Below are 21,943 nucleotides of genomic sequence, written 5' to 3'. Positions count from 1 at the left end.
GTCAACCCGGCCGAGCCGCGACGCCTGCCGTGGCCCGAGGCGGCCGTCATCGACCTCAGGCCTCGGCTTCGTGCTGTGCGATCGCCTGCCCGATCACCGAACAACAGCAGGTCACAGCCTATTTTTGGCGGGGTGCTCGGCACTGGCCGCACCGCGGTGGACGCGGCGGTCCGCTCGTGGTGGCGCGGCGGCCGTTCGTCCATGATTAGGTGCCGGTCGTTCGCGATTGGTTGCCAGGCCAGGCGAGGGCGAAGAAGCTGGGAAAAGACAAGCCGAGTTCAGGGCGACGTTACCAGAAAGCCGCCCTGGTCGAACCCTTGACGGGCAACGGTGCCTGAGTTTATCCGGCCGTTGTCGGGGTCGAATGTGAGGGAGGACGCCATGAGGTGGCAAACGCCTTATTTTGCGCTGCTCGACGCGTGCTCCGACGCCGGCCCGCGCCGGTATTGACGGATTGTTTTCGTACTGTGTTCATACATTGCCTCGGAGCCGCGGCTGGTGGCGGTTATCCGCAGTGGAATTGCGCTTGTGCCGGCTGCCGCAAGGCCCGGGCCAAGCCTGAAGCCGCGACGACACACGCCGGGATCGCGGTTTCCGGAGACGGCGAGCAGTGGTTCCTGCTGAACGCGACCCCGGACGTCCACCACCAGATCGCGGCGGATCCCTCGTTGCACCCCGGTCCGGAGATCAGGAAGACGCCGGTTGCCGGTGTGTTGCTGACGGACGCGGAGTTCGACCACACGATCGGCCTGCTGATGCTGCGTGAGGGGTCTTCGCTGACGGTGTACGGGACGTACCCCGTGCTGGAGGCACTGACCCTGTGGTTCCCGATCCGCGAACTGCTGAGCGACTACGCGGACCTCACCTGGTCCCAGGTCGAGGTCGGCAAGCCGCTGGATCTGGACGATCGGCTGCGCGTGACTCCTTTCCTGACCGGTTCCAAGGCGCCGCGCTACATCGGGGAGTCCCGGCTTCGTGGCCCGTCGTCGGAGTGGGAGGTGGGCTACCGCCTGGAAGACAAGGTGACGGGCGGGATCGCGGTGTACGCGCCGACGCTGCCGAAGTGGGACGACAAGTTCTCCGAGCAGGTGGCGTCGGCCGACTGCGTCTTCGTGGACGGCACGTTCTGGACGGACGACGAAATGGCCGGCCAGGGCGCGGGAAGCCGGACCGGGCGCTCCATGGGCCACATGCCCGTCAGCGGTGACGACGGTTCGGCCCGCGCGCTGGCCGCGCTGCCCGCGAAGCGAAAAATCTACACGCACATCAACAACACGAACCCGATTCTCGACGAAGAGTCCCCGGAACGGCGTTGGGTGACGGACTTGGGCATCGAGATCGGCCGAGCCGGCTTGGAGGTGGAAGTATGAACCCGTGGTCTGCCGAGGAGTTCGAGGCGCACCTGCGGTCCATCGGAGAAAAGCGGTACCACCATCTGCACCCGTTCAACGAGCGGATGCACTCGGGCACGCTGACCGAGGAGGAGTTCCGGGGTTGGGTGCGGAATCGCTTCTACTACCAGATGAACCTGCCCAAGAAGGACGCGTTCATCCTGACCAAGCTCCCCGGCCGGGAGGATCGGCGCCAGTGGATCCAGCGCATCATCGACCATGACGGGCGAACGGGCGCAGAGGGCGGTCTCGAGAAGTGGATTCGCCTCGGCGCGGCTGTCGGCCTGAGCCGCGAAGCGTTGTTCGACACCGACACGGTGCTTCCCGGCGTGCGGTTCGCCGTCGACGCCTATGTGGACTTCTGCCGCCAGAAGCCGTGGCTGGAGGCCGTGGCGTCGGCGCTGACCGAACTGTTCGCGCCGGATCTGCTCAGCCGGCGGATCACCGACGTGCAGCACCATTACCCGTGGATCGCTTCGGAAGGCCTGGAGTACTTCCGGGCGCGGCTCACCCAGCAGCCCAAGGACATCGCGCACCTGCTCGAACTGGTGCTCAACCACGCGAAGTCGAAGGAACAGCAGGACGCGTGCGCACGAGCGCTGGAGTTCAAGTGTGACGTCCTGTGGAGCCTGCTGGATGCCGTGGAACTCGCGTACAGCAAGAGTTCGTGATGGACGAATCCGACTTGACGGCCATCCCGAAGCTGGCGACGAAGGCGATGCTCAAGCACGACAACGTCCGTGACGTGGAGCTGCTCCTGTTGCCGGAACGGGTCGTGCTGCTGAACAAGTCCGGGGCGGCGATCTTGGGGCTGTGCGACGGCAGCCGGACCGTGCGGCAGCTGGTCGACCAGCTCGAGCAGGACTTCGCGGCCGCCGATCTCGCGAACGACGTGATGACGTTCCTCCAGGATGCCCGCGGACGGGGTTGGGTGGTGGTCTCATGAACGGCACGCCGCAGCCGTACGGCCTGCTGGCCGAAGTCACGCACCAGTGCCCGTTGCACTGCGTCTACTGCTCGAACCCGTTGGAGCTGCTCGATCGGCAGGACGAGCTCACCACCGAAGACTGGTTGCGGGTGATCAACGAGGCGGTTGGGCTCGGGGTCGTGCAGGTGCACTTCTCGGGCGGTGAACCCCTCGTTCGCGGCGATCTGGAGACGCTGGTCGCCGAATGCCGTCGCCTCGGCCTGTACACGAACCTGATCACCAGCGGCCTCGGGCTCACGGAGAGCCGGGCGAAATCACTTGTCGAGGCCGGCCTCAACAGCGCGCAGCTCAGCATCCAGGGCGACGCCGCCGAGTCGACGAACCTGGTCGCCGCGAGCAAGCGGTTCGACAAGAAGGAGGCCGCCGCACGCATCATCCGCGACGCCGGCCTGCCGTTGAACATGAACGTGGTCCTGCACCGGATGAACCTGCCGCGGCTGGACGCGATCATCGATGTCTGCGTGTCGTGGGGCGCCGAGCGGCTGGAGCTCGCGAACTCCCAGTACTACGGCTGGGCCCTGCGCAACCGCGATCTGCTGATGCCGACCAAGGCCCAGCTCGACGACGCGGTCGGCGTTTACGAACGCCGGAAGGCCGAGCTGGGGGAGAGCATGGAACTCCTCTGGATCCTCCCGGACTACTACGAGCCGTACCCGAAGCCGTGCATGGGTGGCTGGGCGCAGAACGCACTGACCGTCGCTCCGGACGGCACCGTGTACCCGTGCCCGGTGGCCGCGGAGATCACGACGATGACCTTCGCGTCGGTTCGCGACCACGACCTCGCGTGGATCTGGGAGAAGTCCGAGGCGTTCCAGGCCTATCGCGGAACGGAGTGGATGCCCGATCCGTGCCAGAGCTGCCCGCGCAAGGAGCTCGATTTCGGCGGTTGCCGGTGCCAGGCGTTCGCCTTGACCGGTGACGCGGCGCGCACCGATCCCGTGTGCATGCACTCGCCCGACCACCACTTGGTGCAGGACGCTCTCGTTCGCGCCAACCAGGAGGATGTCCCGACCGACGGTGAAAAGCTCCGCGAAAAGCTGGTTTACCGCCGCCCGACGGTGTCGGCGCACCGGCCCTGACGGATGCCGCTCGACGGCCGGGTCGCCTCCGGTGACAAGCTGACGCAGGACGAGGCGGCAGCGCGTTCGGCCGAGATCTTCGACGTCCATTACACGGTTGAGCTCGACTTGACCGTCGGTGCGCGGAAGTTCGCGACGAGCACGGTGGTCCGCTTCCAGGCTCGGTCCGGGGATGCGTTCGTCTTCCTCGACTTCGCGGGGCAGGTCGAGTCGGTCGAGTGCAACGGCCGTGAGCTGAGGCCGGACGCGCACGAAGGGACGCGCGTCCGGCTGCCCGTGCGCCCCGGCGGGAACACCGTTCGCGTGGCCGGCTTCGCGGCGTATTCGCGAACCGGTGAGGGGCTGCACCGGTTCGAGGACCCGCTCGACGGCCGGGTCTACGTGCACACGAAGTTCGAACCTTTCGCGGCGCACCAGGTGTACGCGTGCTTCGACCAGCCCGACCTGAAGGCGACGGTCGACCTGACTGTCACCACCGACGCCGGCTGGGTCGTGGTCGCCAACACCGACCCCGAGGAACCACCGATGCCGGCCGGGGAGCGGTCGACGTGGCGCTTCGGCCGTACGCCACCGCTGCCGCCGTATCTGGTGGCTTTCGCCGCCGGCCCGTTTCGGCGGCTGCGGTCCAGCCACCGAGCCGTGCCGCTGGCGTTGTACGCGCGTGGCTCGCTCTTCGAGGAGCTCACTCGCGACGCGCCCGAAATCTTCGACCTGATCGGGCGCGGGCTCGACTTCTACGGCCGGTTGTTCGACCTGCCGTACCCGTTCACCAAGTACGACCACGTTTTCGCGCCTGAGTACGCGTTCGGCGGGATGGAACACCCGGGCTGCGTGACGCTCAACGAGCGGTTCGTATTCCAGCACCGGGTCACCGCGGAAGCGCGGCGAAAACGCGCCGAGGTCCTGCTGCACGAGATGGCGCACATGTGGTTCGGCGACTACGTGACGATGCGCTGGTGGGACGACCTGTGGCTGAACGAGGCCTTCGCGACGATGATGGCCGTCGTCGCGCAGGCCGAAGCGACGCCGTACGGGGAAGGCTGGACCGCGTTCGCCCACCACGCCCTGCCGGCCGCCCGGCACGCCGACCGGCTGCCCACGGCCCACGCGATCCGGGTGGAAACCGCCGACACCGCCTCCGCGCGGTCGAATCTCGGGCCGATCGTCTACCTGAGGGGCGCGGCGGTGCTCCACGACCTCGCTTCGCGCGTGGGCTGGGAAACTTTCGTCGCCGGCGTGCGGACCTTCTTGCGGACGCACGCGTGGGGCAACGCCGACCTCGAGGATTTCGTGGCCGCGCTTCGGAAGCTGTCGAACGAGGACGTGGACCGGTGGGTCGACGAGTGGCTGCTGCGCCGCGGGGTCAACACGGTCGAGGTGGCTCGCGGCCGCCTGGTCCAGCTTCCCGATCCGGAGGCTCAGCCGCGGCACTTGACGTTGCGGGTCGCTGCGTTCGACGAACGCGACGGTGAACTGGTGCTGCGGCACCACGCGCACGTGTCGCTCGGCCCCGGCGACGGTGACCGTGCCGTCGCCGGCGCCGACCTGCTCGTGCCCAACGACGACGCGGTGCGCCACGTCAAGGTCAGGCTGGACCCGCGGTCCCGGCGGACGGCCCGGCGGAGCCTGTCCACAATGGATGATCAACGGGCGCGGGCGGTCGTCTGGGGAGCGTTGTGGGACGACGTGCTCGACGCACGCCTGCCGGCACGCAGCTACGCGGCGGCCGTGCTCACCCACGGCGTCCGGGAGAGCGATGTCGGTGTGCTGGAAGCGTTGCTGGAGCGCGCGGTGCGAGCGGTCGAGCTCTACGGGGACCCGCTCGACCGGGACCGGCTGCTCGAAGCCGTAGCGCGCCGGGTGAGCGCGCAGCTGGCCGCCGCCGCGCTCGGCAGTGACCGCCGGCTGGTTCTCGCCCGAGCTCTCGTCGGTGTCGGCCACGACCACGGTTTGCTGAGCGACCTCGTACGCGGCCGGTCGCCGTGGCCGGACCTGGAAGTGGATCGGGATCTGCGGTGGCGGGCAGTGGTCCGCTTGGCCTCGACCGGAGGCGACGTCGACGGACTGCTGCGCGTCGCACGGGAAGCCGATCCGGGGGACGGCGGCCGTCGCAACGCCTTGACGGCAGAAGCCGCGCGTCCCACGCGGGCCGCCAAAGAAGAAGCCTGGACGCGGGTGGTCGGCGAGGGTTTCTCGCTCGCGGAACGGAAAGCCGTCATGTCGGGGCTGCGGCAACCGGGGCAGGAGGCGCTGCTCACCCCGTACGCGGACCGCTACCTGAGCGCGTTGGGGAGCGGCGCAGGCGAGGCTGAGTTCGCGCTGGCGTTCGCGCGGGGGCTGTACCCGCGGTTCACGACCGACGAGCACGCCGTGCTGGCTCGCACGGATCGCTTGCTGGAGAGCGGATTGCTCCCCGAAAACGTGCGCAAGGTCGTCCGCGAGGAGCGGACCGAACTGGCCCTCATGCGGGCCGCGCGGGCGTGCGACGCGGCGCGCTGAGGCGGAACTGAGGTGGATGGCGCAAGGCCCCGGTGCTCTGTGCAGGCCGGAACCTTGCGCCAGCAGGAGTCCCGCCCGCGGGTGCCGGCCGACCGCCGCGACGGCGAGAAAGGGAATGGAACTGTTACAGTCCGGGAAAAGCAACTGGGTCCCGAAACCCGGAACTTCGCTGCCGAACTATGGGCGCCGCGTGGAAATTGCGGCAAGCCAGGTCGAACGAATGGCCGTGAATCCAGGACGAACGGTGTCGGGGCTGCCACGAAGGGGACCATGAGTCCCTTGACTACCGGCCGTTCGCCGTGTTGAGATTGCCGAACGGGTGCAGTTCACGGCCTCTTCGCCGCCGCCCGATTACCCCGAACGCCCGTATGTGGCGCGGTGCACACCGTTCATGTCCGCACAGTGCGCGTTCGTGCTCAACAGATTGACCACGCAATCCGGGCCGGGCACGCTCGTTGCACACCGGGAGCCGCCGGTGTAGCCGACAACTGCTTTTCTGCGGAGCGAGAGGTGGAAACGTGGTTCTTCCGTCAAAGATGCCTCAGCTCGCCGACCTCGATTTACTGCTGTCAGTGGAAAGTTATGGCAGCGTGGGAAAAGCCGCCCAAGCGCACAGTCTTTCGCAGCCGGCCGCCAGTATCCGGATCAGCGCGATGGAACGCCGTCTGGGTCTTCGACTGCTGGAGCGTTCTCCTACCGGTTCGAAGCTCACCGAGGACGGGGAAATGCTGGCGAAGTACGCCCGCAATGTGATGAGTGCCGCGCGGGAGTTGCTGGAGTTCGGATCCGGGGCTCCGTCCGCCGATGCGAAACGGCTGCGGGTCGCGGGCAGCCCTGCCGTTTCCGAGCATTTGATCCCTGAATGGCTGAACCGGTCCGGGTTCTCGTTCGGTGAGGCCCGGGTGGAGGTGCAGACCGGCAGCATCGACGAGCTCCGCCGGCTGATCCGGGCAGGCCACGTCGATCTCGCGTTCATCGATGGCTGGTGCCAGGCCGGAAGCCACGTGCAGAAGCAGTTCGGCGACGACATGGTCACCCGCTACATCTGCGACGACATGCTGGCCGTGGTGGTCGGCGCGAAGCACCCGTGGGCCAGGAGGACCCGTCCTCTGACGGTGCGGGAGCTGGCATCCGCGCCACTCGTCCTGCGCGAGCGGGGCTCAGGACTCCGGGAGTTCACGGATGAACTGCTGGGAACTGCCCGCACCCCGCGCAGTTACGTCGAATTTCCCTCCAGCGCCGCGATCAAGCAAGCGGTCGCGACGAGCCAGCGGGTGACCGTGCTGAACATTTCGACCGTGCGGTCCGAACTCGCGGAAGGCCGGCTGCACCTGGTGGCAGTCGACCAGGAAATGCCGGCGAAACCCATCTACGCGGCGTGGAGTGAGCGCCGGGATCTCCCGGGGTACGCGCGGGAACTGGTGGAGATCGCAGCGTCGAAAGGCAGTCCGATGCCGGTTTTCGTGCCTGGGCAGAAAGTCAAAGGCAGTCGGCTCGCGGTCGCGAAAACCACCACAAAAACGTAATACGACGGTCAACGTCGGTCGAGACTCAGGAGGAGCAAGGTAGATGTCAGCACTGAATAAAATCGCGCGCACGCTCGTCTCCAACAGGCGCGGTATTCTCGCTGCCGATGAGAGCATCGGGACGATGTCTTCTCGCCTGGAGAAGGTGGGGGTCGAGCCGACCGAGGAAAGCCGCCGGGTCTACCGCGAGCTGATCGTCACGACACCCCGGCTCGCCGAATCGATCAGCGGCGTCATTCTCGCGGACGAGACGTTCCACCAGAAACTGACCAACGGACGTACGTTCCCGGAGTTCCTCGACGATCTCGGGATTCTGGCCGGGATCAAGGTCGACACCGGGGCGAAGCCGTTGGCGGGAGCTTCGGACGAGAAGATCACCGAAGGGCTCGACGGGCTGCGTGAACGAGTCGCGAGCTACGTGCGAGGTGGAGCGACGTTCGCCAAGTGGCGCGCGGTGATCACGATCGGCGACAACGTGCCGTCGGAGCGCGCGGTGCACGCGAACGTGCACGCGTTGGCGCGGTACGCGGGCCTCTGCCAGGAAGGCGGCCTGGTGCCCATCGTGGAACCCGAGGTGCTGATGGACGGTTCCCACTTGCTGGCCCAGTGCCGGCAGGTGACGACCTCGGTGCTGGAAGTGTTGTTCGAGGAGCTCGACCTGATGCGGGTGCAACTCGACGGCATCGTCCTCAAGCCCAACATGGTCGTCGCCGGAGCGGGCAGCTCGGACCGGCCCTCGGTCGCCGACGTCGCCAAGGCCACAGTGGACACTCTGCGCGCGACGGTGCCGGCGTCCGTGCCGGGCATCGCCTTCCTTTCCGGTGGGCAAAGTCCGGAGGTGGCGACCCAGCACCTCGGAGCGATGCAGAAGCTCGATCCGCTGCCCTGGGAGCTCACGTACTCGTTCGGCCGGGCGCTGGTCGGGCCGGCTCTGGAGGCGTGGCGGGGCGACGAGAGCAAGCGGGCCGCGGCCCAGCAGGTGCTCTCCGACCGAGCCGTCGCGAACGCCGCCGCCCGCTGAGCGTTCGAGCCGGGGGGCCGTCCGCGGTGCCGGCGGCCGGCGCCTCCTTGAAGGGGGCGACCGGAACGGCGAGGTGGTCTGCCGGTCCGGTCGCCCTCGGTTCGGTGTTCACGACAGCACACCCTTCACCGACCAGTCCGAGGGGATTTGAGGTTCATGAAAACCAAGGAATGGGCCACTGGCGTCGACGGACTCGATCACGCCCTTGCGCTCGAACTCGTGCAGGTCACCGAAGCCGCCGCGCTCGCGGCCGGCCGTTGGGTCGGGCACGGTGACGAGATCAGCGGCAAGGCCGCCGCCGTCGAGGCGATGCACAACGTGATCGGGTCGGTGCCGATGCGTGGCTTCGTGGTGCTCGGCGAGGACGGGAAGCGACTGATCAAGGGCGAAGAGGTCGGCACCGGAGCCGGGCCGGCCTGCGACGTCGCGATCAACGCGGGTGACGGCGCGCTTTCCGTCGCCAGAGACGTGCCGAACGCGCTCGCGGCGGTCGCGGTGGCCGAGCGTGGTGCGCTTTTCGATCCGCCGCCGGATGTCGCGATGGAGAAGCTGGTCGTCGGGCCCGAGTGCGCCGGCGTCGTCGAGCTCGACCGCCCGGTGGCCGAGAACCTGCGAGCGGTCGCCTCGGCCAAGGGCGGCCGGGTTTCGGACGTCGTCGTCGCCGTGCTCAACCGGCCCTGGCACCGGGAGCTCGTGCACGAAATCCGCGACGCGGGTGCGCGCGTGCACCTGATCGAGGGCGGCGAGATCGCGGGTGCGATCGCCGCGGCCCGTCCCGAGAGCCCGGTGGACGTCTTGCTGGGCACCGGAGGCGCGGCGGAGGGGGTCATCGCCGCGGCTGCCCTGTCCTGCCTCGGCGGGTCGGTGCAGGCGCGGTTGCGGTCGGACGACGCCGGCACCCGCCACGATGTTCTCCACACCGAGGACCTGGTCCGCGGCGAGCGCATTCTGTTCTGCGCCACCGGGGTGACCGGCAGCGAGGTACTGCGCGGGGTGCAGCAGCACGCCGGCCGGACCACGACACAGTCCATTGTGCTGTGTTCGCAGCCGGAAACGGCGCGGATCGTCAAAACCCAACACCGATCCGCATGACCGGGGACACCACGACGTCCGTCCGGGCCGAGCCCCTCATCACGCGCTACCGCGGACTGATCTGCGATCTCGACGGCGTGGTCTACCGCGGTGCGGACGCGGTCCCCCGTGCGGTGGAGACCTTGAACCGGGTGACGGCGGACGGTGTCCCGGTCGTGTTCGCGACCAACAACGCGTCGCGCCCTCCCGAAGACGTGGGCAACCACCTGCGCGGGCTGGGGATCGCACCGCGGCGCTGGTCGGTCGTCAACAGTTCGCAGGCGGCCGCGGCGTACCTGGCCGAGAGGCTGGTGCCGGGTGCGCTGGTGTGTGCGGTGGGGGGCCCGGGCGTCGCCCAGGCACTCACCGAAGCCGGCTTGACGCCGGTCCGCGTCGCGGATCTGAGCGGCAGGCCGGTCGAAGCCGTGGTTCAGGGGCTGGGATCCGACGTCACCTGGACCGAGCTCGCGGCGGTGGGCTACCTCGTCGGGTCCGGAGCCACCTGGGTGGCCACGAACGTCGACCTCACGCTGCCCACGCCGTACGGAGAAGCACCCGGCAACGGCGCGCTGGTCGCCTTGGTGCAGACGGCGGTCGACGCCGCACCCCACGTCGTCGGCAAGCCGCAGGCCGCCCTGTTCGACCTGTCGCGTTCCCGGCTCGGGACCGAACGGCCGGACACCCTGGTGTGCGGGGACCGGCTGGAGACCGACATCGAGGGCGCCAACTCGGCGGGCCTCGACTCGCTCTTCGTCCTGACCGGGGCGTCGCGGCTACGGGACCTGGCCTTCGCCGAGCGAGCCGCGCGTCCGACGTATGTCGCCAACGATCTGAGCGGGCTGCTCGCGCCCGCACTGCGGTTGTCCGCCACTCCGCCCGAGCACCTCGTCGACCTCGGGCCGGACGCCGTCCCCCGCATGCCGTACGGCGGTGACGACGGCCAAGCGCTGCGGTCCGTCGTCATCACGGCGTGGGCCGCTCGTGACGCCGGTCGTGCGGTCTCCGACGACGACGGCCGGTGGGACGAGATCGAACGACAGCTCGGACTCCGCCGGCTGGATCAAGCCCGGTGACCTGGTTGTTGTGAAAGCGTTCGTGAGGGGCCGCGCCGGTTCTCCCCGGCGCGGCCCCGCACGTCACTGTCCGGGCAGCGCGGGCGGTTCACCGGTGCGCTCGTAGTCGGCCAGCAAGTCGATCCGGCGCTGGTGGCGGCCGCCCTCGAACTCGGTGCCGAGGAACGCGTCCGCGATGCGCTCGGCCTCCTCGACGGTGTGCATCCGGGCGCCGATGCCGGCCAGCTGTGCGTTGTTGTGCCGCCGGGCCAGCTTCGCCGTGTCCTCGTTCCAGGTCAGCGCGGCACGGGCGCCGGGCACCTTGTTCGCGGCGATCTGTTCACCGTTTCCGGAACCGCCGATGACGAGACCGAGACTGCCTTCGTCGGCGACCACGCGCTGCGCCGCCTCGATGCAGAACGGTGGGTAGTCGTCATTCGCGTCATAGGTCGCGGGGCCGACGTCGATCACCTCGTGGCCGAGCTCGGTGAGCCTTTTGACGAAGTGGTTCTTGAGTTCGAGTCCGGCGTGATCGGAGCCAAGGTAGATTCGCACCTGAGCAGTCTAATTCCGGATTTGTTAATCGGTGCTTCGTTATTTGCTGGGAAGGCATTGGGATCGTTGATGGGGACGATTGACGTCCTCGCCCGCTGAGTCGTACTCTAGTTCTGGAGTATGTCCGAAAATGGGCTTCGACACAGCGGGGTCCGCCGGCGGGGCCAGGTGCTGCCCGCCGCCGCGGCACCGGTGCCGGTCCAGCTGCTCAGGACCACGTTCTCGCAGGTCGTATGGGTGTTTGGTGGGGCAGCCGGATGTCGTGCCGCGTGCCGTCGGTGAGCGTGCCTCCTCCACTCGTCGGCCTCAGGACGCCGTTCGACACCGGTTCCCGACCACTGGTTCAAGGTCGGTTGCGACACCTACGTTAAATCCAAGATGCTGTTTCATGACCGCGAAATTTCGCGACGTTGTTCGCGAAATTGCGCGGATCACGGATGTCCGGTTTTGGCTCAGTCGCCGGGCGCAGCCAACAGCTGAGGAGGAAAACATGCAGTGGGAAACTCCGGAGTACACGGTCGTCGAGGTGTGCGCTGAGGCCACCGGCTACTTCTACCGGGCCTGACAGCCGGGCTCCACGGCCCGTGTCGCTTGATTTATCGTAGCCGCGGCAGAGGGCTGAAATCCGCGGCCAGGCTACCTCTGTGTTGACGCAAGGCCCCGGAGCGAGTGAATCCATCGCGCCGGGGCCTTGCGGCACCCGCGGAAATTAGCAAAAACCCCTGTCGAGAACAGGCTGATATCCACAGTCTCCCTCCCCGGTGAACCCTGGTTGATCTGTTGAGGTGGTTCAGGTGTCTCTTGAATTTCTTCCGCTGATAGCGCTTGCCTTCGGGCTCAGTCTCGACAATTTCCGATCGTCGATCGCTATCGGAACCATTCCTTTCGGTTGGCGTCGCGCCGTGCAGGTCGCCGTCGTCTTCGGAGTGTGGGATGCCGTGAGTCCGCTGCTGGGCGGGTTGATCGGGCACTTCCTGGGTGACTTCCTCGGAGACTGGGCGGACTACGTCGGGGCGGCCGCGCTCGGGTTGTACGGCATCTACTTCATCGTCGGTGCGATCCGGAACCCGGAGCCGGCGGAGGAAGACCTGGACCACCCGTGGGTGACGCTCTTCGGCATGCCGCTTTCGCTGAGCATCGACAATTTCGTCGCGGGCGCCGGTCTGGGGATCGCCGGGTTCTCCCTCATCGTCCCCATGGTGGCCTTCGGTGTCATGACGATGATCATGTCGTTCGTCGGACTGTTCGTCGGGAAGATGGCGGCCAAGGTCATCCGCGTTCGTGCCGACTTGCTCTGCGGTATCTCGCTGCTCGGCGCGGCGATCCTGCTGCCGCTGGTCTTCGACTGATCGACGCGGCCGGGGGAGGACAGCCATGCCGGAGAATCCCGACACCCACGTCTACCGCACCTACGACCGGGTCCTGGAAGAGTCGAGGCCGGCTCGGCGGCGCAACCACCCCACGGCGAGCGGTAACCCCAACGACTGGTGGCCGCACCGCATCGACTTGAGGATCTTGCACCGCAACCAACCCGCCGACAGCCCGTTGGGCGCGGATTTCGACTACGCCGAGCAGTTCGCGACGGTGGATCTCGACGAGCTGGCGCGTGACGTCGACGAGGTGCTGACGACCTCGCAGGACTGGTGGCCCGCCGACTTCGGACACTACGGTCCCCTCGTGCTGCGCATGGCCTGGCACGCCGCGGGTACCTACCGCGTCAGCGACGGCCGAGGCGGTGCGAGCGCCGGGATGCAACGCTTCGCCCCCTTGGACAGCTGGCCCGACAACCGAAACCTGGACAAGGCGCGCCGGTTGTTGTGGCCGGTGAAGAAGAAGTACGGGCGCGGGATCTCCTGGGCGGACCTGATGGTCTTCGCCGGCAACCGGGCACTGGAGTCGATGGGCTTCAAGACCTTCGGCTTCGGTGGTGGCCGGGCCGAGGTGTGGGAGGCCGACGAGACGTACTGGGGGCCGGAACGCAAGTGGCTGGCGGACGACCGGCACAGCGGCCGCCGTGACCTCGACGAGCCGCTGGCGGCCAGCGACATGGGCCTGATCTACGTCGACCCGCAGGGCCCCGCCACCAACCCCGACCCGGTGCTCGCGGCCCGCGACATCCGGCAGACATTCCGGCGGATGGGCCTGAACGACGAGGAGACGGTCGCGCTGATCGCCGGCGGCCACACCTTCGGGAAGACCCACGGACTGCTGGACCCGGCCGTGCACCTCGGCCCCGACCCCGAAGCCGCGCCGCTCACCGCACAAGGCCTGGGCTGGGCGAACGAACACGGCACCGGCAAGGGCCCCGACACCACGAGCAGCGGGCTGGAGGGCATGTGGACGCGCACGCCGGTGGCGTGGGACCACACCTTCTTCGAGACGCTGTTCGAGTACAAGTGGGACGTCGAGCTCAGCCCGGCCGGGCTGTGGCAGTGGATCCCGGCCGACGGCCAGGGTGAGGGCACCGTGCCGGACCCTTACGACCCGGACGAGAAGCACCACCCGGTCATGCTCACCACGGACCTGTCCTTGCAGGAGGACTCGGTCTACGAGCGGATCTCCCGGCGTTTCCTGGAGCACCCGGACGAGTTCGAGGACGCGTTCGCGCGGGCCTGGTTCAAGCTGACGCACGTCGACATGGGCCCGATCCAGCGTTATCTCGGGTCGCTCGTCCCGGCCGAACGGCTGATCTGGCAGGACCCGGTGCCGGAGCCGGACCACCAGCTCGTGGACGCCGACGACGTCGCCACCCTCAAGCGCGAGCTTCTCGAATCGGGCCTGACGGTCGCGCAGCTCGTCTCAACGGCGTGGGCCTCGGCGTCGACGTACCGCGACAGCGACAAGCGGGGTGGCGCGAACGGGGCGCGGCTGCGGCTCGAGCCGCAGTGCGGCTGGGCGGTCAACGAGCCCGAGCAGCTGGATGTCGTCCTGCCCGTGCTGGAGGCGATCCGGGAGCGGTTCAACGCCTCGCAGCCGTCGGGCACGCGGATCTCGATGGCCGACTTGATCGTGCTCGGCGGGTGTGCGGCGGTGGAGCACGCCGCCGCGGCCGGCGGTCACGTCGTCGACGTCCCGTTCCGCCCCGGGCGCACCGACGCGACCCAGGACTGGACCGACGTCGAGTGGTTCGACGCGTTGCGGCCCCTTGCCGACGGCTTCCGGAACTACCTCGGCGACGGCTTCTGGATGTCGCCGGAGCACCTGCTGGTGGACCGGGCGAACCTGCTGACCTTGACCGCGCCCGAGCTGACCGTGCTGGTCGGCGGGTTGCGCGTGCTCGGAGCCAACCACCGGCGGTCCCCGCTGGGTGCGTTGACCTCGGCGCCCGGGACGTTGACGAACGACTTCTTCGTCAACCTGCTGGACCTGGGGACGGAGTGGGCGCCGAGGCGGAACGCGGACGTCTGGACGGTGGTCTACGAGGGCCGCGACCGCGGCACCGGCGAGGTGAAGTGGATCGCGAGCCGGGTCGACCTCATCTTCGGATCGAACTCCGAGCTGCGGGCGCTCTCGGAGGTCTACGCGAGCGAGGACGCCGGCGCGAAGTTCGTGCGGGACTTCGTGTCCGCGTGGGTGAAGGTCATGGAGCTCGACCGGTTCGACCTGCGCTGACCCCGACCGGGGCTCCTCAGCCCCGGTACTTGTGCACGTCGCACACGCAGTACATGAGCCGGCAGGTGAAGCACGCGGGCCGGTCGACGCACGAGATGCAGGGCCCGCAGCGCACCGGCTCGGTGTGCCGCGCGAGATCGCCGGACTCGTAGGAATCCCCGCAGTTGAAGCACGGCAGACGCTCGATTTCCTCGTCCTGGCGGGGCGTCGTCGACTGGCTCATCGGATCACCTTTCGTTTCCGTCGCTGTCTTCCCATGACCGAGGTGCGTCGCTTTCCCGGCAACGCAAAGGCACCCGTCCGGTGATCGAGGAGCCTCGATCACCGGACGGGTGGAAGGGGGACCGTCGGGAAGTCACCCCGGGTCTCGCCTCAGTGGCGCTTTCCGATCACAGGGAGAACGTGATCAGCGCGGCACCGTGACCCTGGCCGGACATGCCGGGGACGATGCCTTCGAGCCAGCCACCCCAGCCGACCGGCACCGAGATGTACTGCTTGCCGTCAAGGGACCAGGTCGACGGGCTGCTGTGGTGACCGCTACCGCACTGGAAACTCCAGAGCTTCTCTCCGGTCTCGGCGTGCAGCGCCATGAACTCGCCCGCCGGGGTGCCGGCGAACACCAGGTTGCCCGCGGTGCTCAGGGTCGAAGCGGCCATCGGGAACGGGAGCCGGTAGCGCCACTTCTCTTCACCGTGGGAGTCGAACGCGCTGACCGACCCGGCCATGTTGTCGACGTCGACCTCGACGGCGGCACCCCAGTAGGGCATGCCTTCCTTGAACTCGCGACGACGGCGGGTGGCCGTGGCGCCCACGTCGGCGACCGGAACGTAGAAAAGGTCGTGGTTCGGGTTGTACGAGGCGTGCGTCCACTCCTTGGCGCCGGCGGGGCCGGGGTAGAAGTGGCAGGGCTCGCCTTCCTTGTCCGGGTACTTGCGCGGGGTGACCTTGCCGTCACGGGTGATGACGCCCCAGTCGATCCGGTCGACGAACGGCGTGACGTGCTGCAGCTCGCCGTTGGTGCGGTCGAGGACGAACATGTACCCGTTCTTGTCGAAGTGGGCCAGCAGCTTCTTGCCGTCCCGCTCGAACAGGGTCATCTCCATCGTGGAGTCGTAGTCCCACAGGTCGTGCGGCGTGAACTGGTAGTGCCACTTGATCTCGCCCGTGTCGACGTCCAGCGCGACCACGCTGTCGGTGTAGAGGTTGTCCCCTTCACGGACCTCGCCGTCGAAGTCGGGAGCCGGGTTACCGGTGCCCGCGTAGTACAGGTTCAGGTCCGGGTCGAACGTTCCGGTGACCCAGTGGTTCGCACCGCCGCGCTGCCAGGCCTCGCCGTCGTCGGGCCAGGTCTCCGAGCCGGGCTCACCCGGCTTCGGCACGGTGTAGGTGCGCCAGCGCCGCTCGCCGGTCTCCAGGTCCCAGCAGTCGATGTGACCGCGGACGCCGTACTCGCCGCCGGCGGAACCCGTGATGAGCGTGTCCTTGATGACCAGCGGAGCGATGGAAGCGCTCTCTCCCGCGCGCACGTCGCCGATGGTCTTCTGCCAGACCTTCTGGCCGCTGGTGGCGTCGAGTGCCACCAGTTGGGCGTTCTGGGTCACCATGTAGACCTTGCCGTTCGCCACCGCGCAGCCGCGGTTGACGTTGGCACAGCACAGGGTCACGTCGATCGGGATCGCGTGCTTGTAGCGCCACAGCTGCTCGCCGGTCCTGGCGTCGAGCGCCCAGAGCCAGCCGTCCCAGCCGGTGACGAACATGACGCCGTCGATCATCAGCGGGCTGGCCTCGAAGGCGTAGGTCGACGTCGAGGCGATCATCCCCGTCGCGCTCGCCTGGTGGATCCAGGCGACCTTCAGGTTCTTGACGGTGTCGACGTTGATCTGGTCGAGCAGGCTGTGCCGCTTGCCGTCGTAGTCGCCGTAGTAGGTGAGCCAGTTCTGGGCTTCGTTGCGCGCGTCGAGGATGCGCTCGTAGTTGACGCCGCGCGTCACGTCCGGCGCGCTGTGCGGCAGGTTCGAGAGCTTGTTGTGGTTGAACGCCTTACCGGCGTCGATGTATTCGAGGGTCATGGCGAGTCCTGCCTTTCTACGGCCGGGGCTGGGCGGGTCGGTCGAGCTTGGCTTCCGGCGGAACCTCACCGGACACGACGATGGCGCCCTGCAGGCCGCGACCCTCGTCGTTGCCGGCCGGCGAGCCGTACCAGTAGCAGCCGGGACCGTCCAGCTCGAGCGTCGCGCTGCCCTTCGAGTGGTTCAGCAGACCGATGAACTGCCGGTCGCCGTTGCTGGGCAGCAGACAGGCGTGGGTGTTCTTGTCGTCGTTGATGATCGTCAGCTCGAGGATGCCGGCGTGCGGCATGATCAGCACCCCCGGCTCCCACGCCATCGCGTCCTCCGGGATCCGGATGGTCCCTTCCATCGTCCCGTCGGGACGCTCGGTCGCCTTGGCGATCGTGCCGGTACCGAGCACGGCACCGATGGTTGCCTTGTTCTGTCCGCTGAGCTCGGCCAAGAGATCTTCGCGATCCTGGGTAGCCGTCATCGGACTTCACCTCCTCGTCAGCAAAAATGAAACTTCTGACAGATTTCGCGGATACACTTCACCTACACGAAAGCGCCGGCTCGTCGGCGGCGAGATCGCGTAATTTCTCAAGTGCCACACCACAATTGGCTCTGCGCGGCGGTTACAGGCGTTGGCCGGTCTCGAATTCCGCTTCGACCCGAGCTCTGATTTCCGAGCCTGTAACGAGTTTGAACTCTACCTCCGCGCAAGAGGTTCCGATATGCGTCACCACAGATCGGCCAGACCCCGCCGTTCTCCCGACGAGAGGTACCGTTCGTGCACTGCGCCAACGGTGTTCTGCGGCAAGGGAAACCTCGTCAATCCCACGAAGGGGTTCATCAGATCTCCAGCGCACGGCGCACCGCGGGGGTGTTCCGCCGGGAAACCGGCACCATCGTTTTCGCCTGGTCGTCCATGACGAGGAACAACTCGCCCTTGTACCGGCGCTCGACTTCCCTGATGCGACTGAGGTTCACCACGTACTGGCGGTGCACGCGCAGGAAACCGGAATCGCCCAGCTCGGTCTCGAGCTTGTCGAGGCCCGGCGAGGCGGATCGCAATCGTCCCTGGTCGGTGGACAGCCACACGTCGCTGCCGTCCGATTGTGCGAATGAGACCTCGGGGAGCCGCAGCAGGACCATGCGGTTCTCGCGCGTCGCGACCATTCGGTGCGGCTGCGCGCGAAGGGGACTGTCGCCTCCGGCCCGGGGTAGCGGATCGCCTTCGGACACTCCGAACGAGACCAGGGTGCCGACCAGGTGCCCGGACAGGAATACCGGCCGGATGCTGATCGAGGTCGGTTCGCTGGAGAGGCGGGTGAAGATCTGCGTCGAACCGGTCCAGTCACGGTTGCGGGCGGCCTGCTTGGCGGCGTACCGGGTGGCCCGGATGAACTCCGGTAGCTCCGGCTTCCACCGCACCGAAGGATCGGGCGCCGGCGTGGAGCCCGGGATACCGAGGAGCACGCCCGCGGTGTCGTCGGCGAGCACCACCCGGCCCGCGGGATCCACGGCAGCGAGCGCAGCGATCGAGCGTGACCTGGCGTGGTTGAAGGCGGCCATCAGTTCGGCACCGTCGTCCTGGGCGCGCTGGCGCAGGATGCGCTGCGTCATCGTGGCGGCGTTGCCGAGCCAGGCGCCCGTCGCCGCGGGGGGCTCGCTGCGCCAGCACGAGATGTTGAGGACCGCGACCGGTTCCCTGGTCACGACGTCGCGGACCGCCACACCCGCGCAGGTCCAGTCGTGGAAAGCCTGGCACCAGTGCTCCGCGCCGCGGATCAACACGGGGGTGTAGGACATCAGCGCGGTACCCATGCCGTTCGTGCCGGTCGCGCCCTCCGCCCAGCAGAACCACGGCGCCAGGTTGGCCTCGGCGGCGACAGTGCGCGTCGCCTGGTCGCCCCACTGGGCCAGGACGCGGCCGGAGGCGTCGGTGATGGTCACGATGCCGCCGATGCTGCTGACCTCGCGGGCCAGCGAGGCGGCGCGGAAGCCGAGCTCGGCGATCACGACGTCGTGCTCCAGCGCGTGGTCGACTTCGGCGACGGCTACGGGGGCTTCGGTGAGGTACGGGTCGACCCGGTACTGGTCCCGGCACCGCTGCCAAGAAATCGCTATCTCGGGCCGCACGCCACGCAGGTCGTCCTCGCCGCGCACGAACCGCTCCCACGCCCCCTGTACCGTGGCGTCACCGCAGCTGCGAGAGGTCGGGTCGAGCCGGCGTACCTGTGTCATCTGAGACCGCCTTTGGTCTGGTGCCGCCCCGGACGGCACCCCAGCGCCGGGGTGCCGATGACCGCTCGGGTGCATCCCGACGTATCGGGCCGCACCGCGTAGCTTCGCCGCCGTCGCAAGCTAAACTCTCCGCTGATTAGAGGGCAAGCAGACTGTGCTGACGGTGGGCGGAAGACCAACGAACGGTCGCGCTGCGGCGATTATCGGTTGTCATCCGCCCATCAACGGTCACCCGGTATCGGCTTCGATGATCGTCGTTCCGTATTTGGAACAAGATCATTTGCGGTCGACTGCGTGTTGGTGAACGGCGTCTTTTGTTGTGGCTTTCCACAAACGCCCTCGACGAAGCGGCCGGCGGCGGGTTTTTCGGCGCTGACCAGGGAAAACGAACGGAGTCGGCCCGACCGGCTCGACCAATTGATGTTGTACCACAAGGTGTTTTGCCGTTGTAGGAGCTGCCCGATTTGGCGGTTGTTCCGCCGCGTTGCGCCGTTGATCCGGCGGCGCCGAGCTGGTCGTGTTATGTCTACAGCTAAGTGGCTGAACGACGCGAAGCTGTCTTGAAATGCTTGCGTCATCGCGTTAGTTTGTAACTTCCGTCACTGCCCGGTGGTCCCCTCTGGCCCCGGCGTGCCTGGCGACAAGGAGGTCGCGATGACCGGGAGAGTGCCGCCGCTGGCGATCGGGCCGAGCAAGCCGAGCGGACGTGACCAGGTGACGGGTGGCTCCCTGGTGACCACTTCGTCGAGAGAAGTGGCTCGTGCCTGGGAAAGTTTTGCCGGGGGCGAAGACATCGAAACGGGCGTCCGGCCTGAGATCCTCGCGTCCTGGTACCGCTGCCGCGATCGGTACGAGGTGGATCGGAGGTTGGACGTCGCTCCGGGAGCGCTGGGCGACGACTCCCCGCGAATCGACAACGGCGTCATCTTCACCGCGCTCGGCGGCCTCGGTGCGATGGCCGGTCAGGAAGTGGAAGAGGATGGCGCCGTCGTCACCGTCACGGACGGGGACGGGCGAGTCCTGGGGGCCTGGGGTGATCCCTCCGCGCAGCGGCGGGCCGAGCTGCACAACCTCGCTCCGTGGTCGTCGTGGTCGGAGGAGTGCACCGGCACGAACGGGATGGGGACCTCGCTCGAGGTGTCCGGCCCGGTCACGGTGACCGGGCCGGAGCACTGGTGCGAAGCCTTCCACCAGTGGGCCTGCGCGGGCATTTCCATCCGTGACGTGGTGACCGGCGCGCCGGTCGCGTCGATCAACATCTCGCGGTGGAACGCTTCGCTGTCCAAGCTCGTGCCGTCGTGGCTGACCACAGCCGTCTCGTGCGTCGAACAGGAGATTTACCGGCGTGCCGTCTACGAGGCGGACAAGGTGATCTCCGAGTTCAACAAGAAGTGTGCTCAGGCCAATGGTCCGTTCATGGCGATGGACCGCGGTGGAAACGTGATCACCGCGAACGAGGCCGCCGTCGCGTTGCTCGGGTTGGCCGGCGAAACCACCATCGTCGCGGGCGCGATCGAGCCGGCGCAACGCTGGATGCCGGATATCTCAGGGCTTCCTGAGGTGGTGCGGTGGGCCAAGGAACGGGCACAGGGCAGTACACAATGGAGCGGCTACGCGTACCTGCCGGTGAGCCCGGGGGAGGAAGCGACTCCGGTGACCATGCGGCCCGTTGTCGACTCGAACCACGTGGTGGGCATGCTGTGCGTGTTCGGCGTGCAAGAGGGCGAGCCGTACGAGAGCACTTCGGAATCGGACGTCGGCCCGCTGCCCCGGCGCGTGATCGGAATGCGCAACGACCGGCTGGTTCTGCTTGCCCCGTCGGAGATCCGCTACGCCGAGGCCGACCGGAACATCGTCTGGCTGGTCACGGAACGGGGGAGGATCCAAGCCGCGACTCGTGGCCTGGAAAACGTCGAGCGCTTGCTGACGCCCTACGGGTTCAGCCGGGTGCACCGGCGTTTTCTGGTCAACCTCCGCCGGGTGGCGGAACTGGAGCGGGGGATCAAGGGTGAGCTCTTCCTGATCATGGATTCCCGCTCGCACGAGTTCGTTCCCGTTTCGCGGCGCCACGCGCCGGAGCTGCGGCGGTTGCTCGGCGTCTGACCGAAACCGGCCTGCGCCAAGGGAATCACCGCTGGGCGCGGGCGGAGAGGGCCTGTGCCTGGCGGCGCAGGCCCTCCACGGCGTGCGCCGGATCGTCGGCGGCGTAGACGGCCGAGCCGGCGACGAAGCAGTCGACGCCGGCCTCGGCCGCCTGTTCGATCGTGTCGGTGTTGATGCCGCCGTCGATCTCCACGACCAGATTCAGGTGGCCGGTGTCGACCATCCTGCGCGCCTTGCGGACCTTGTCGAGCACATCGGCGATGAACTTCTGGCCGCCGAACCCGGGCTCCACGGACATCACCAGCAGGGTGTCGTAGTGCTTGAGCACGTCGACGTACGGTTCCAGGGGTGTGTTCGGCTTGATCGCCAGCCCCGCCTTCGAACCCGCGGCGCGCAAGTCTTTCGCGAGCTTGACCGGATCGTCGGCGGCCTCGACGTGCACGGTCACGTTGTAGGAACCCGCTTCCGCGTAACCGATCGCCCAGCGATCCGGGTTCTCGATCATCAGGTGGCAGTCCAGCGGTAGGTCCGTGGTGGCCAGCAGTGACTGCACGACCGGCAGGCCCAGGGTCAGGTTCGGCACGAAGTGCGCGTCCATCACGTCCACGTGCAGCCAATCCGCTCCGCGGCCTGGTTTTCCTTGCACGGCCGCCACTTCGTCGGCGAGCCGGGCGAAGTCGGCGGAGAGGATGGACGGCGCGATCAAGGGCTGGTTCGACACGCCGTCAAGCGTAAAGCAGCGTGGGTCGAT

20 protein-coding genes are annotated in these 21,943 nt (G+C 67.7%); 13 read left to right on the top strand and 7 right to left on the bottom strand.

Going from position 1 to position 21,943, the window contains the following annotated elements:
- Nucleotides 1-419 precede the first annotated feature (419 nt).
- From pqqB to ABZU76_RS50345, 9 genes are all read left to right on the top strand, one after another.
- Nucleotides 420-1,370, top strand: a complete 951-nt coding sequence (pqqB, locus tag ABZU76_RS50385; RefSeq protein WP_354885288.1) for a pyrroloquinoline quinone biosynthesis protein PqqB — start codon at nucleotides 420-422, stop codon at nucleotides 1,368-1,370.
- A complete protein-coding gene (gene pqqC, locus ABZU76_RS50380) occupies nucleotides 1,367-2,062 on the top strand; it encodes a pyrroloquinoline-quinone synthase PqqC (RefSeq protein ID WP_220245688.1) in 696 nt (231 codons plus the stop codon). The genes pqqB and pqqC overlap by 4 nt, the downstream gene beginning before the upstream one ends.
- Nucleotides 2,062-2,337, top strand: a complete 276-nt coding sequence (pqqD, locus tag ABZU76_RS50375; protein ID WP_220245689.1) for a pyrroloquinoline quinone biosynthesis peptide chaperone PqqD — start codon at nucleotides 2,062-2,064, stop codon at nucleotides 2,335-2,337. Before pqqC ends, pqqD begins: the two co-directional genes overlap by 1 nt.
- On the top strand, nucleotides 2,334-3,458 hold the full coding sequence (gene pqqE / locus ABZU76_RS50370) for a pyrroloquinoline quinone biosynthesis protein PqqE (RefSeq protein WP_354885285.1): 1,125 nt from the start codon (nucleotides 2,334-2,336) through the stop codon (nucleotides 3,456-3,458). Before pqqD ends, pqqE begins: the two co-directional genes overlap by 4 nt.
- A 3-nt stretch (nucleotides 3,459-3,461) precedes the next feature.
- Nucleotides 3,462-5,957 carry an aminopeptidase N gene (pepN, locus tag ABZU76_RS50365; RefSeq protein WP_354885282.1) on the top strand — a complete coding sequence of 832 codons (2,496 nt, stop codon included), beginning with the start codon at nucleotides 3,462-3,464 and terminating at the stop codon, nucleotides 5,955-5,957.
- 518 nt (nucleotides 5,958-6,475) lie between these two features.
- Entirely contained in the window at nucleotides 6,476-7,483 is a 1,008-nt protein-coding gene (locus tag ABZU76_RS50360) for a LysR substrate-binding domain-containing protein (protein ID WP_354885279.1), read from the top strand.
- A gap of 43 nt (nucleotides 7,484-7,526) precedes the next feature.
- The gene (locus tag ABZU76_RS50355; protein WP_354885276.1) at nucleotides 7,527-8,504 is read left to right on the top strand and encodes a class I fructose-bisphosphate aldolase; all 978 of its coding nucleotides are present in this window, start codon (nucleotides 7,527-7,529) and stop codon (nucleotides 8,502-8,504) included.
- A 156-nt stretch (nucleotides 8,505-8,660) separates the two neighbouring features.
- Complete coding sequence (locus ABZU76_RS50350) at nucleotides 8,661-9,596, top strand: fructose-bisphosphatase class II (RefSeq protein WP_354885273.1); 936 nt, start codon at nucleotides 8,661-8,663, stop codon at nucleotides 9,594-9,596.
- A complete protein-coding gene (locus ABZU76_RS50345; RefSeq protein ID WP_354885270.1) occupies nucleotides 9,593-10,648 on the top strand; it encodes an HAD-IIA family hydrolase in 1,056 nt (351 codons plus the stop codon). Before ABZU76_RS50350 ends, ABZU76_RS50345 begins: the two co-directional genes overlap by 4 nt.
- 63 nt (nucleotides 10,649-10,711) lie before the next feature.
- Here the strand turns inward: ABZU76_RS50345 and ABZU76_RS50340 are convergent, their stop codons facing one another.
- Nucleotides 10,712-11,182, bottom strand: coding sequence for a ribose-5-phosphate isomerase (locus tag ABZU76_RS50340; RefSeq protein ID WP_354885267.1), 471 nt, complete (start codon nucleotides 11,180-11,182; stop codon nucleotides 10,712-10,714).
- A 388-nt stretch (nucleotides 11,183-11,570) separates the two neighbouring features.
- Here ABZU76_RS50340 and ABZU76_RS50335 point away from each other — a divergent pair, with 388 nt between their 5' ends.
- From ABZU76_RS50335 to katG, 3 genes are all read left to right on the top strand, one after another.
- The gene (locus ABZU76_RS50335) at nucleotides 11,571-11,747 is read left to right on the top strand and encodes a hypothetical protein (RefSeq protein ID WP_220245697.1); all 177 of its coding nucleotides are present in this window, start codon (nucleotides 11,571-11,573) and stop codon (nucleotides 11,745-11,747) included.
- Nucleotides 11,748-11,967: 220 nt separating this feature from the next.
- On the top strand, nucleotides 11,968-12,531 hold the full coding sequence (locus ABZU76_RS50330; RefSeq protein ID WP_255638592.1) for a manganese efflux pump: 564 nt from the start codon (nucleotides 11,968-11,970) through the stop codon (nucleotides 12,529-12,531).
- Nucleotides 12,532-12,556: 25 nt separating this feature from the next.
- Nucleotides 12,557-14,794, top strand: a complete 2,238-nt coding sequence (gene katG / locus ABZU76_RS50325) for a catalase/peroxidase HPI (protein ID WP_354885263.1) — start codon at nucleotides 12,557-12,559, stop codon at nucleotides 14,792-14,794.
- Between the two features lie 16 nt (nucleotides 14,795-14,810).
- On the opposite strand, the gene ABZU76_RS50320 is transcribed toward katG, so the two are convergent.
- The 5 genes from ABZU76_RS50320 to ABZU76_RS50300 all read right to left on the bottom strand — a co-directional run bounded on the left by ABZU76_RS50320 (nucleotide 14,811) and on the right by ABZU76_RS50300 (nucleotide 19,667).
- On the bottom strand, nucleotides 14,811-15,017 hold the full coding sequence (locus ABZU76_RS50320; protein ID WP_354885260.1) for a recombination activating protein 1: 207 nt from the start codon (nucleotides 15,015-15,017) through the stop codon (nucleotides 14,811-14,813).
- 166 nt (nucleotides 15,018-15,183) lie between these two features.
- Nucleotides 15,184-16,863 carry a PQQ-dependent dehydrogenase, methanol/ethanol family gene (locus ABZU76_RS50315; RefSeq protein WP_354885257.1) on the bottom strand — a complete coding sequence of 560 codons (1,680 nt, stop codon included), beginning with the start codon at nucleotides 16,861-16,863 and terminating at the stop codon, nucleotides 15,184-15,186.
- Between the two features lie 16 nt (nucleotides 16,864-16,879).
- Nucleotides 16,880-17,335, bottom strand: a complete 456-nt coding sequence (locus ABZU76_RS50310) for an MSMEG_3727 family PQQ-associated protein (RefSeq protein WP_220245701.1) — start codon at nucleotides 17,333-17,335, stop codon at nucleotides 16,880-16,882.
- A 359-nt stretch (nucleotides 17,336-17,694) separates the two neighbouring features.
- On the bottom strand, nucleotides 17,695-19,089 hold the full coding sequence (locus tag ABZU76_RS50305) for a LytTR family transcriptional regulator DNA-binding domain-containing protein (RefSeq protein ID WP_354885252.1): 1,395 nt from the start codon (nucleotides 19,087-19,089) through the stop codon (nucleotides 17,695-17,697).
- Nucleotides 19,090-19,310: 221 nt separating this feature from the next.
- The gene (locus ABZU76_RS50300; RefSeq protein WP_354885249.1) at nucleotides 19,311-19,667 is read right to left on the bottom strand and encodes a hypothetical protein; all 357 of its coding nucleotides are present in this window, start codon (nucleotides 19,665-19,667) and stop codon (nucleotides 19,311-19,313) included.
- Between the two features lie 76 nt (nucleotides 19,668-19,743).
- Here ABZU76_RS50300 and ABZU76_RS50295 point away from each other — a divergent pair, with 76 nt between their 5' ends.
- Nucleotides 19,744-21,192, top strand: a complete 1,449-nt coding sequence (locus ABZU76_RS50295; protein ID WP_354885246.1) for a LytTR family transcriptional regulator DNA-binding domain-containing protein — start codon at nucleotides 19,744-19,746, stop codon at nucleotides 21,190-21,192.
- 25 nt (nucleotides 21,193-21,217) lie between these two features.
- Here ABZU76_RS50295 and rpe read toward each other — a convergent pair whose 3' ends face one another.
- Nucleotides 21,218-21,913: a ribulose-phosphate 3-epimerase gene (gene rpe / locus ABZU76_RS50290; RefSeq protein WP_354885243.1), complete on the bottom strand. Its 696-nt coding sequence runs from the start codon at nucleotides 21,911-21,913 to the stop codon at nucleotides 21,218-21,220.
- Nucleotides 21,914-21,943 lie beyond the last annotated feature (30 nt).

Origin of the sequence: Amycolatopsis sp. NPDC005232 (genome assembly GCF_040607795.1) — a bacterium.
Classification (GTDB): Bacteria; Actinomycetota; Actinomycetes; order Mycobacteriales; family Pseudonocardiaceae; genus Amycolatopsis.
The sequence above is the reverse complement of the archived record's forward strand: the minus strand, read 5'-3'. Positions and strand labels throughout refer to the sequence as shown.